Origin of the sequence: Mesorhizobium sp. M0862 (genome assembly GCF_040319795.1) — a bacterium.
Classification (GTDB): domain Bacteria; phylum Pseudomonadota; class Alphaproteobacteria; order Rhizobiales; family Rhizobiaceae; genus Mesorhizobium.
Window position 1 is genome coordinate 1 of sequence record NZ_JAMYOJ010000023.1, and the last position, 11206, is coordinate 11206.

Consider the following 11206-nt stretch of genomic DNA (forward strand, 5'->3'; position numbering starts at 1 on the left):
ATCTCCTGCTCGTGTCCCAAACGGCGCGAAACGTCCGAAATCGAGTAGAATCAATGTCATGCAACCTGTCCAGCCAATTTAACCGGACAGCAGTGAGCCTGACGCAGGCATCTTCATCAAAATCCCGAACTCGACTTTGCTGCGCATGAAACGGCAGGCTTTGTTGCGGACAAGCTGGCCTCGTTTGGGATCAACCATATAAAAACGGGCATAGCCGGCATTGGCATAGTCGCTTTCATCCAGGGGCATAGTCGCTCTTATCCAGGGCGAAGGCGGCGAAGGGCCGACCATTGGCCTCCGTGCAGAGATGGACGCCTTGCCGATCCATGAAGCGACGGGAAAGAATTGAACGTCACGGATCCCCGGCAAGATGCACGCCTGCGGTCACAACGGCCATACGGCAATGCTGCTTGGTGTTGCAAAGTACCTTGCCAGGAGACGGAATTTCAGCGGGTTTTCGATGAAGCGACGCAGTTGGGATCTGCTGCGGCGTTGATCGCGTACTCCCGTAGATCTTCTCCAGCTTGATGGTGAGGAGACGGTCAAACGCATGATCGAGGTGGCCGCTGCGATCATTTGGAGCCGGAAAGAGCTACCCACCACATTCAGGTGGTGGGTGAGACGCTCATTCGTGCTTCATCAGAGGCTTACAACTGACGCCGAAGGGGACCTAGCATGCTAGCGATGCTGAAAACTTTATTTCTTTTTGATCGAGCTCGCGTCGTCCACTTAAAGCTTAAGCCCAAGCAAGAACAGTATTGTCGACCCGTTGGATTTGGTGTTCTCCGGCTTCAAGTAACGCGCGCCCGGACCTGGCGCACCATTTTCAATCGTTGTCCACCATGAGATCATTGGCTTCCTTGTCCTCGGCAAAAAGCAGCCTTGCTTGAATGGGCCCTTTCCAGGCATTATTACTTTTCACTACTTGCGGACCGGCCGGAAGATACCGAGGTTACGGGTAAAAAAAAGCGGAGACTGGACTTCCCTCCCAATGGATTTCGAGAAATCGCCCATCTGTTCGCCGTTCTATGCTTACCGCTGAAGAAGGTAATATTATCGGTAAGGCATTTTCAATCCAAAGTTCGTTTTTACACGATATCGATTACTACGGCGAATTTATCTTCCAAAATGTTTCTAACGTGATATAGATGCCGTCTGAATTTGTGACTTCCTTTGCCGGCGTTTGCCTGATATCGCAGCGGTCAAGTCGTTCATGCTATACCGTTCACACTCTCCAACTGCCCCACCACCCTGAGCATGGAAAGACGAAGCCGAGGGTCGAGGTGTCGTGTAGCGATAACTATAGCGGAGCTGTGACGGCTGACTTTACCTTTTCCATTACAACAGAAGCTCGAAAGCTTTTCACGTTTCCGTCTGTCAAAAATAATTGTCTTGCAATGGCAGTATACTCGTCTATATTTCTGGTATTAATAATAAGAATGAAGTCTGATCCTCCAGTAACATGGTAGCATTGCTGCACCTGATCGCAGTTCATGAACCGTCTTTTCATCTCGTCGAGCAGTTCCAGTTTTCCGTTTTTAGCGGTCACCTCGACGAAGACCGTCTGAGGACGCCCTACCGCTCTCTCGTTTACGATGGAAATGTCCTTTCTGATTATCCCAGTGGAACGAAGCCGTTTTAAACGTCTCGCTACCGCCCCTGCTGAGAGGCCAACGCGGTCGGCAATTTCGCGCTGCCGCATGAGGTTGTCGAACTGGACCAATTGCAGGATTTTTATGTCGAAGTCGTCGAGCCGCGTTTTACCAGCCTGTATCATGTAGGCATTCTCCAGATATACGTAGCTCTCAGCGCAAATTCTGCGCCATGATAGTAGTCGTGTTGGAACGTCTGGAGGGTAAGGAGCGCCGAATTTGGAGTCTCTAACGGCATGAGGCTGCTATATCAGGTTCTGAACCACGCGGCCGAAGAGTGGAAACGGCCACCGCGCGAATGGTTCGAGGCCAGGAACCAGTCGCCGGCGAAAGGTTCGTTCAGTCATTACGAAAACGGCCTCGCGCACTGAATTCCTGCCAGTCCCGAGAACCGTTGACTTGAACATGGGAGGGGACCCTGAACCGCGCAAAACCTGCCTACGAACCCACAACGGATACCGTCCTTCACGCAAAGTCAGTGATGTCGTTCAATCCCGATACGATCAGGTCGGTTAGCGCTCCGAAGGGCAACCCCTATCGGTCCCCAGAAACCCGCCAGACTCTGTCCACATACTCCACTCCTTCAAGTGGATCGGTGTTTATCGATGAGTTCTTTCACCCTCCCTTCGCAGTGCGCCTTGGCGTGGGCCCTGCGTTCCGATATCTCAGCGCATTTCAGCTGCATGTCCCGAAAATGCGTTTTTGCTACGGAAAGCTGGTCATCGGTTGATCGTTTTCCGGGCCCTCCTCCGAACTGCAGAGCATCCCTGCACTCTTCAAGACTCGCCGGGAATACGCCAGCGAGTTGGCTGGCAAGCTCGCTTCGGCGCCGTGTGGCGCAGCTATCCTGAGACAGGCGCTGGGCCATCTCGCCAATTTCTGTATGGGCCTTCCTGAAGGGGATGCCTCGCGACGCCATCCGTTCGGCGGCGATGGCCGTCATTGATGACCCGTCTTCCAGATGTTCGCGCATCGACCTCACGTTGAACGACATGTACTTCACGATAAGCGATGTGAGGATGATGGCCCTCTTCAGGGCGTCCTCTGAAAGCCTGAGAGGAGAGCAGCCGTAGTTGCTTGCTTCAATCGAGTTGCTGAAAGGCGCTTTGCAGGTAGCCGTTACCGCAGAAACGTATGCGCCAATTACGGTGCTTGCCGACCCCTTGATGTGTTCAAGTAGGAACGGGTTCTTCTTTTGCGGCAGCATGGACGAGCCGCCGGCAAGATTTCGAGGAATCTCGATAAGAGCGAACTCACGAGTCGTCCAGACCTGTAGATCCTGGGCCACACGACTGAGCAAGGTTGAGATGCTAGCAAAGATTGAAAGCCCGTGCAGGTGATGGTCTCGGCTCGCGACCGCATCAAGTGAGTTGAACGACGGCAGTTCGAATCCCAAAAGATTCGCGGTCTTCAAGGGATCTATAGGGATGCTGGTGCCTCCGCCAGCACCAGCTCCCATAGGACAGTTACTGATGTCTTCCAGCAGGCTATGGAGGCGCTGGCGTTCGCGCCCCAGAGCGAAGAAGACGCCAAGCAGATAGTGCCCTGGCGATCCGGGAAGTGCGATCTGGTACTGACTGTACAACGGAGCGACAAGGCTCGATGCTTCCTCCACTCGCTGAAGCAGGGCATCTTGTGCAGTTCCTATCTGGTGTGAGATGGAACATGCAGCCTCCCGAAGCACCAGGAGAGAAATGGTCGCATTCAAGTCGTTACGGGACCTCGCAAGGTGCAGCCAGCCGGCCTTTTCCGGGCCAGCTCTGGCCGCAAGTTCGGCCTCATAGGCCAGATAGACGCCACGCGGGGCATCGCGGCCCTCCAAAGACTGAAAGCCCTCGTCCCGGAGTTCCAAGATGTGCTTGAGGAGATCAGCAGCGGCGGCCTGGCTGACCAAGCCCTGGTCCGCAAGCATCACCAGATGTGCTTCGTCTATGGCCGCCTGGTGTTGCAGAAGGCGGCCATCGCGCGAGATTTCGATGGGCGGAGCGAGCAACTTCATTGCTTCGGGATGTAGGTTCCCCCCGCCCTCGTTTGACCCAGCGACTTGCATGTTGGCCGTTTGGTCAGTAGCTGTCTCGATTTCGATTACAATAGAATCGATCATCCGTTGCGCTGCCGCGACGGCGGCATTCAGTTCATCAGCGACGCCTACGGAGTAGGCTACTCGGTCTCTGAAGTCGCCATTTATTTTGACTTCCGCACCCTCAGATTTCAGGAGCCCCGCCTCGGGCACTGTCGGGTCTGGATTTCGTGAAAAGCCCAGGCGTATGAGCTTACCGGATTTATGAACGAGTTGGAAACGAATGGCTCCCGCCCTTGCACTCCTGCGTGGAGGCGTGAACCCTTCTCCCGCGTAGAGTCTAATCACCATGTCAAGGATTGACGTACCCAGGGCGTGGGAGAGCATGACTGGAATCATCCCTCCAGCCAGCCTTGGGTTGACCTCGATGATGACGGGGCCCGATTCCGTTATCACGAACTCCACATGAGCCGGCCCGAAATTCAGGCCCAGAGCCGAGACCGCGCCTGCGGCAAAAGAAGCCAATTCCTTGAGGGATGGCTCCGGTAGCGGGGCCGGGAAGTCGTGCCCTACCTCGACGAAGCAGGGAGCCGGCCCTTTGTGCTTGGCAAGAATTCCAAGGCAATGCAGCGTCCCATCACACGCAATTATCTCTGCAGAGTATTCCTTACCCTCCACATACTGCTGGATCAGGATGTCTGGGCTGGGCAGATCCACTTGATCGAGCAAGGCACCCCTTGCACTCTCAAACGCCTTGATGGCGGCTGCGGCACTGTCGCACAACCTCACGCCGCTACTACCACTGCCGGACACCGGCTTGACGACCACCGGCAGAGTGGATTGGGCAAGTATATTCTCGACGTCTCTGGCGGAAGTGGCCAGCCGAGTTTCAGGGACCCTGATTGATTGTCGCCGCAATTCGGCCGCCTGCTTCCATTTGTGGCGGCACGTGGCTATGGCCTCCGAATTCGCTGCTGGCAGCCCGATCGCCGTCGCGACACGTGACGCTGATTCCACAAAATAATCCGACGACGAGTATATACCTGCCAGCCTGCCTAATTTGGCGGCGACCCCGATGAGTTCATCCGGGCTGCGGGTCTCAGCTTCGATCACTTGGGCGACTGAGCCCTTAAGAAACGGATAGCGCGCAGGATCGCGCGTGACGAGATAGGGCTCGAAGCCTAGGACTCGGGCCCGCTTCATCAACAGTTCGCCAGTGCCCGTCGTGTTGCTTTCCACGAAAAGGAAGCTACCTCGGTTCATCATGACGCGTCCTCCAGAAGGTTTAGGACAGCTTCCAGGCTTCTCCGCTCCCAGAGATATCGGTTCCATGGTGGGAGAGCGGTCGAAGGGTGGTCTTCGGTTGCCGGCGCGTCCAGCAGAACACCTTCGTGTAGACATCCGTGCTGCTTCAGCCACTCGCGGTCGTAAACGGCTTCGACGTACCGGTGACCTTCATCAGGACATATGACGATCACGGTCTCTTCTGGATACCGCCGAGCACGCCAGCGCCCTACGATGTAGCTCGCTCCGGAGGTCGGACCGGCGAAAACGGCGTGCCGCTCGTGGAGCGTTCGCGTTGCAGCAAATGCGAGTCGTGCCGAGATGAGATGCACCTCGTCATAGAGTTCATGTTTCACGTTTTTGGGGACAAGACTGTTCCCAAGCCCCCGCAGTTTCCGTTCGCCGTCGTGTTGACCAAAAATGACGCTATTGAAGGTGTCCACTCCAACCAGGCGCGCGCCATGGGCCTTTTGGCGGAGGCGCTCTATCGTTCCGCAAGTAGAGCCGCCTGACCCAACAGAACCGACCAATGTTACGTCGGTACCCAACATTTCCGATATCTGATCCGCAAAGAGTTTATACGCTGCGGGGTTGTCGGGTGTTTCGTATTGCTGCGGCCAGAAACAGGAATTCCCCAACTTTCTCATCCTAGCGTGTAATGCGTCGAGGCGGCTTCTTTGATAGCCACCCTGCTTCGCCTTTTCAGTTATTATGAACACTTCGGTTCCCAAGGAGCGCAACCTGTTTTCCAGACCTTTGTCCATCACTGGGTCCGTGAAGATTTCGAGCTGGAATCCACGTTCTCGGCAAACCACGGCCAAACCCAGCGCGAAAGTTCCGCTCGAGGTCTCGAGAACTTTCATGCCGTGCGTCAGGGTTCCTCGAGCCAGCGCCTGCTCAATGATGTACTTCGCAGGGAGAAGCTTCATGAATGCGAACTGCGCAATATAGAGGTTTTTCTCACACCTAATAACGCTGGGAAGAGCATAGGCGTCAGAATAGGTGGTGAATGGCAGGCGTTTGCGGGCGGCGTCCATATTGCTTACCTCACCGGCAGCCAGTCATGGTCAGATATATTTTTGGCGAGTTGTCGAACGGCGATACATGGGCGAGCACGGATCGAAGCTTCCTTGGGAAGTCAGCCGCTGTTCGCTCAAGCAGGATTCCAATCATTGTGCCGCTGTGCGCGACTATGACCCCGAGAGCGCCGGTGGTCTCGGATGCCTCCAACATCGAGTTCAAAAGCTTCTTTGGAGTTCGCTCCTGATGCAGGATAGCGCTGGCCGTAGCTATTCTGCCTATCGCGGCCGTGTCACCCTGCGGAATTGCTACCCGTGCACGGTCGAGTAATTCGTGATATTCTGCTCTGCGACTGGCGGAGATTTCACCTCGCCGTTGATCATAGTCGACGGTTTCGACCATCCCTCCTTCGTCGATTCCAACGATTGCAAGCGGTGGCATTTGCCCAAGGAAGGAGAGAAGGCCACATGTTCGCTGTTGATATGCGACCACGCCGGGATACATCACCCCGTCGGATGGCTCTATCTCCGCCATTAGCTTCTCGATCAACGATGTCCGGATTCTACGCTTGAAGCAGCAAGCGATTGACCGTGCCGTCGCGACAAGATCTGCGGACGAACTCGCCAGCCCTTTGCCTTCGAGGAGCTCAGATTGCAAAAGGAGGATTCCTCCCGAGGCACCGAGCGCAACCACGAGATTCTCAGCCAGTCGTTTTGCTTTGACTTTATGTGGCGGATAAACGGTTACGGAGCGTGTGCCTCCAACCGGCATGAAGTGAGCTCGCGCAAAGAGCGCAACGGGCATCGTGACCAAGAAATGGGAATCGCGGGAAAGGGTGCCAATCGATAACTGGCCTTGCAGCAACTCGCCGAATGTGCCGCAACAAAGAGCGCTACCCTCGCCGGAATGGTTCCCGGGCTTCTGCCCATCCTCCGGGATGCTTTCAATGGTACCTGCGCCATCGAACGTCTGGTGATACAGGTAGGGCTTCCAGACTTCATCCGCGGCTGCTTTTTTGAGTTCTGCGGTGGTGCTCGTCCTGCTGCCTGCAGGGCCGATGGGATGGGTGGGATTCTGGATTGGCATATCGCCTCCCCTTCAGGTTATTAAATGTGATTTGCCGCTAGGAGGCGAGATCCGGATCATTGGAAGAGGCTTGCGTTTCGGCGTCGACCACTGCGCTACGCTTGCGGCACTTGACTTTTCTGGCTGGATCATACCGGGTCACCTGCCGTATCGGCGGGCTTGACGCTCTGCTTATCGATTGCTGTCGCCGCGGCCCTGACCTCTCTGCAGATCCGCTCGTGATCAGCCACGACGAGGCGGTGGTGACACTCCGCGCTCGCACCCTCCACACGCGAGAGGAACCAATGCCGCTGCTGGGGGAATGACAGCGGGGCCCGTGACGCACGCCGCAAAGGTCCATTTGGCTGGACCCCACCCAGGAATGGAGCGACTGTCGGATCGATTTGAATCGTTCGAGCAAGTTTCTATAGACCTCCTCGGCCAGAGACGGATCATTCACCCTATTCGACGCAATCGGCGTGCCACCTGAGAGGCCGTGCGTGCAAGAGGCGCAAACGCTATGGTTCGCCCGCGCCGTAATGTCGGAACACATGCGCCTTAATGGGTCGGTTCCGAACATGGACGTCTTGAACCGGACAGGGCTGTCACAGAAGGTAACATCCGGGACCTGGAGTAGTTCTCACAGCACGGTGGTCATCGTTCTGGCGCCGTCCCGGGAGTGGTTGGAATTGGGAGTTGGCGTTATCTCTGGATGTCAAACCTCGACCAATCCGGACTTACAGCGCCGGACAGCAGACTACGCCATGACAAGGACTAGAGGTCATGTTCCGAGCGCCTGAGATCGGTGGCCCGCCCTTTCGTGCGGTTAAGAGACGAGGGTTGCATGGATAAGGCCGAGCCGATCCTCACGCAGGAGGACGAGCCATGGGAGAGTATAGCGAAGCACTTGTCGCGTATGATGTAGCCAAGAAAAAGCATGCTGTGGCGATCGCCGAGGGCGGCCGTATGGGCGGGCCCGGTTTCTCGGTGAGGTCGCGAATAGGCCGGCACCGATAGAGCGGACGATCAATGTTGGGAAAAGGCACAATGGGTTACGGACTTTGCCGTCAGGTCCGCGATCCTGGTCACAGCTGCATGGTGGTTGCGCCGGCCCTGATTCCGAAGCGGGCGGGCGAGCCCATCAAGACGAGCGACGGGACGTGGTCACTCTGGCGCGGGTGCATCGGGGGGCTAACTGACCCGAGTGTGGGTGCCGGACGTCGTCCACGAGGCTGTCCGCGATCTGGTCCGGGCTCGGGAAGCCGGAGCCGACGACCTGCGCCGCAAACGCCAGCAACTATCTCCTCCTTCTGCGCCATGGTCGGATCTACGAGGGCGGCGGTCATTGGACATTGGCGCACCGGCGCGGCTTGCCTGCAAGAGCTTCGAGAATCCAACGCAGCAGATGGTGATCCAGGAGAAGATCGACGTGAACCTGATGTCCATGGCGCGGGTCGTCGAGGCCTATCAGGCGATCCGCGGTGCCTCGTTTCTGGTCGCAGTGGTCTTCGCGGCCGAGATCGGCGATATACGCCGCTTCGATACGCCGCCGCAGTTGTCCTCGGCCTGGTTCCGGGGGAGCGTGCGACCGGCGACACGGTCCGCCGGTCGAGTCTTACACTCGCCGGCAATCGACGTGCCGCCGCGCCTTGGTCGAAACGGCCTGGACTTGCCGCTATCCCGCCAAGGTCAGCGAGGCCCTGAGGCTCCGGCTCGAGGGGTTACCCAAAGCTGTCCGCGAGATCGCCTGGAAGGCGCAGGTCCGGCTTTGCGCTCGCTATCGCCGCCTCAACGCTGCTGGCAAGCCACCGGTGGTGGTGGCCGCGATCACTCGCGAGATGGCGGCCTTCCTGTGGGCCGTTGGGCAGGAGATCGAAGCGAAGACGAGTCTCGACCCTGCGCAGTTCCATCCAATCCGACTGCTTTGCACACTCGCGCCAAGCAGTTGTTCCCTCTCGACTTCAGCCTGACCTGGCTCAAACAGATAGGAGACGGATTGATTGAAGGGAGGGGTTCTCCGAAGCTCGGGTTGCTGACTCGAGAACAAGGAGAACCCCATGCAGGTTTTTAACCTGCGCGGCCATGTTACACGCAACGGCCGGCGTGCGTCGCGTCTTCTCGACGCTGAGCCCCCAAATATCGAAATCGAGAGAAGACGCGACGCGGTGGCACGATGGCGTGGCGCCAGGCGAGCTGGCTTGACGGCCTACCAAGCGGCCGCGGCGGTGGGCGTGCCGCGAGCCACGCTCTACCGCTGGCAGAAGGCGCCGGTTGCGAAGAGCCGGAAGAACTGGAGCCCGGCGCTGCGCGCCGAGGTCGAGCGGCTGCGGCTCGACTTTCCCATGTGGGGCAAGGAAAAGCCCGGCCGATCCTGCGCGGCCAGTGCTTCACCGCTTCCAATGCCACCGTCGGCCGCATTATCGAAAGTCTTATCGCCAGGGGGCGGGTGCCGCGCGTCGGCGATCTCATCGGCAAGGCGACGCGTAAAGCGTTGCCCAAGCAGCGGCCGCATGCCATCCGCAAGCCAAAGAAGGTCTCGTTCGAAAAGCCCGGCGACGTCGTCCAGATCGACACCCTTACCGTGGCAATGTCCCCCAAGCTCGCCGTCAAGCACTCGACGATTACGACGTTCATGCCAAGTGGACTGTCGCCAAGCCCTATCGCCATGCCACCGCCCAAAACGCCGCCGACTTCCTCGACAAGGTCACAGCTGAAATGCCATGGCCCGTCAAGGCCATTCAGATCGACGGCGGAGAGGAACATGGTGGGCGAGACGACCGAGGCTTGGCGGGCCGCGCCCGGACGGGACAGGGCAATTGCCGCGCTGTGGGGACGGGGTGCCGATGCAGAGACGCACAGTTCACAAGCACAGGAATCCGCTTGCCCATGCTCCGGAACGGCTGCACGAGGAGACATGATCTAAGCGGCCACGCCGCAGGAGATCGACACCCGCCGCAAGGCGTTCCTCCGCAAATGGCGGCTCAAGTGCTGCGCGGTGGCCGATAGCCTCGACGAGGCCGGCGAAGGCTCTTCGCCTTCACCGGCTGCCTCCGAGTCAATGGAAAAGCGCCAGAACAACAAATGCGGTCGAGCGTTTGCATGAGGACTTCAAGCGACGCATCAAGACCCAGACCGTGCTGCCTTCGGCCGAAACCGCGGCCATGCTTTTCTGGGCGTTGATGGCGTCCGGCCAATCTCGATGCGAAAGATCGACGGCTGGCAGACCCTTCCTACCAAGCGACTCGATCAGCTGATTGACATCGCCCGCTGAACCGATAATCTCAAATTATCGGTGGCTGCTTCGCCGAATCCCCAACACGATCCGCTACGGCACCATGGTTCTTTCTGGTACCGTACGTGCTTGTTGATGCCGACCGGATGCAGAGACCACCGGACCGACGCCATGATAACCTGCGGGAAGAAGAGCATGGATTTCATCTTCTACGCGCGATGATAGCCTATGCCGCCAGGCCCCTGATGGACTCGGAACGCCAGTAGTGCGCGTCCTCGTTCCCGATGTATCTTCCGTTGCTCAGGTATTGTACTGGTGTAAGAACGCCCGCCTGATGGAGACACAGCACCTCATGTTCAAACGATGTTGCCTCCAAATAGCTCCTTTCAGTACTTATCACTACAAATCCTTTCGAGCGGGTCACGCGGGCCAACTCGCGCAGCCCATGCGGGCGGACATGTCCGAGTGTGAAGACGCCGGAGCACACTGTCATATCATAGCACGCGGTGGAATAGTCCGAGAGTGGTCTATTGAGGTCAACATCCCCTTCGACATTGCGATAGGTGCCGGTTTGCCTTGCCATTTCGGCCATCGTCTCGCAGAGATCAAAGCCGTCGATCAAGCGGAAGCCGAGATGATCCAGTTCAATGCCAACTAGGCCTGTACCGCAGCCAGCGTCCAGGGTCGCCATAGCTGCTCGGTCTCTGCCCATATAGGCCGCTTGCACGGCGCCCGCCAGTTCGGCCACGATCAAGGGGCCGCGGTAGTCTTCGCGCTCGAGGTCGAACTCGTAGGACCCAGCCCATTCACGATAATATCGGACCAAACGTTTGGCGTCACCGTCGAGCACATGTGATGCCTCGATCCGTTTCTGCGCGGCTTGGTGAAGTGCGTTTTGTCTGGCCAATGTGTTCATAACTTTCCTCCGTGTAG

At 57.6% G+C, this 11206-nt stretch carries 5 protein-coding genes and 3 pseudogenes; 3 read left to right on the top strand and 5 right to left on the bottom strand.

Annotated elements, in window-relative coordinates:
• Positions 1-102: 102 nt before the first annotated feature.
• Positions 103-454 (top strand): annotated as a pseudogene (locus NKI15_RS26510) (M20/M25/M40 family metallo-hydrolase); the annotation flags it as partial.
• Between the two features lie 846 nt (positions 455-1300).
• Here the strand turns inward: NKI15_RS26510 and NKI15_RS26515 are convergent.
• From NKI15_RS26515 to NKI15_RS26530, 4 genes are all read right to left on the bottom strand, one after another.
• Positions 1301-1777, bottom strand: a complete 477-nt coding sequence (locus NKI15_RS26515) for an Lrp/AsnC family transcriptional regulator (protein WP_352887396.1) — start codon at positions 1775-1777, stop codon at positions 1301-1303.
• Positions 1778-2235: 458 nt separating this feature from the next.
• The gene (locus tag NKI15_RS26520) at positions 2236-4938 is read right to left on the bottom strand and encodes a lyase family protein (RefSeq protein ID WP_352887398.1); all 2703 of its coding nucleotides are present in this window, start codon (positions 4936-4938) and stop codon (positions 2236-2238) included.
• Entirely contained in the window at positions 4935-5993 is a 1059-nt protein-coding gene (locus NKI15_RS26525) for a cysteine synthase family protein (RefSeq protein ID WP_352887400.1), read from the bottom strand. Before NKI15_RS26525 ends, NKI15_RS26520 begins: the two co-directional genes overlap by 4 nt.
• A 10-nt stretch (positions 5994-6003) precedes the next feature.
• Positions 6004-7062 carry a GHMP family kinase ATP-binding protein gene (locus NKI15_RS26530; protein ID WP_352887402.1) on the bottom strand — a complete coding sequence of 353 codons (1059 nt, stop codon included), beginning with the start codon at positions 7060-7062 and terminating at the stop codon, positions 6004-6006.
• Positions 7063-7926: 864 nt separating this feature from the next.
• On the opposite strand from NKI15_RS26530, the pseudogene NKI15_RS26535 reads away from it, so the two are divergent.
• Positions 7927-8912: pseudogene (locus NKI15_RS26535) on the top strand (transposase); the annotation flags it as partial.
• Between the two features lie 884 nt (positions 8913-9796).
• A pseudogene (locus NKI15_RS26540) lies at positions 9797-10312 on the top strand (transposase); the annotation flags it as partial.
• A 187-nt stretch (positions 10313-10499) separates the two neighbouring features.
• Here the strand turns inward: NKI15_RS26540 and NKI15_RS26545 are convergent.
• Positions 10500-11189 (bottom strand): class I SAM-dependent DNA methyltransferase, encoded by a 690-nt coding sequence (locus tag NKI15_RS26545; RefSeq protein WP_352887404.1) that lies wholly within the window; start codon positions 11187-11189, stop codon positions 10500-10502.
• Positions 11190-11206 lie beyond the last annotated feature (17 nt).